Genomic DNA, 666 nt, shown 5'->3' on the forward strand with positions numbered 1-666 from the left:
GACACTGGAAAATCCATGCAGCGAAGGTCGATTTTATGGTCAAAATGAATATCAGCGCAAAGGGGCATAGAAACCATCTCGGAAAGCCGTCCGAGGGCTTCTGCGGACTCAATATCAGGCACGGCAAAGCGCAAAAGAGAGCAGCCTATCGCCCCAAGCGCCTCGATTTTGCCAACCGCGTACTGTAAATCCGAAACAGAAAGGCGGTCTTTCCACATCGTTTGAACTGCCACGGGGTAATCTCCGCCTATAAAAACAGGGCGAATATGGGGAAAATTGCCGATTTTTATTATTTTACTCATGTTCCTTGTTCCAAAAAACTACCTATATTATAATATAATAAAGACATGGAATTCACTATAACCAAAGAAGAACAAAAAATTTTACTTGCGGATGCCCGCTTTGACGCAAATGTAGTCAAGGTATTCGTCAAGATTCCAGCCCTGTTCCACCGGCACCTGAGGCAAAAGAACCCCCGACCTTCCGCGCCCTGTTAATAAAATCCCGTGAACGCCGACTTTTACCTGTCTTGGATCGGGGCATGGCGACATCGGGGAAAGCGCGGAAATTTCGATGTGCAGTCGGGATAATTCATCCTGTCTTAACGGAGGGAAACGGGGGTCGCCAAAAGCGGCTTCTTTTGCCATTAGGCGGACTGTTTCTAAC

The 666-nt window shown here is 47.3% G+C and carries 2 protein-coding genes; both read right to left on the reverse strand.

Annotated elements, in window-relative coordinates; genetic code table 11:
• Nucleotides 1–302 (reverse strand): flavodoxin-dependent (E)-4-hydroxy-3-methylbut-2-enyl-diphosphate synthase (locus tag ACYVRA_RS07940; protein ID WP_461252196.1); only part of this gene is annotated, 302 nt, incomplete at its 3' end.
• 81 nt (nt 303–383) lie between these two features.
• Nucleotides 384–666: AMMECR1 domain-containing protein (locus ACYVRA_RS07945; protein WP_461252197.1), on the reverse strand; the 283-nt coding region annotated here is incomplete at its 5' end.

Source organism: Treponema sp. R8-4-B8 (assembly GCF_054786175.1).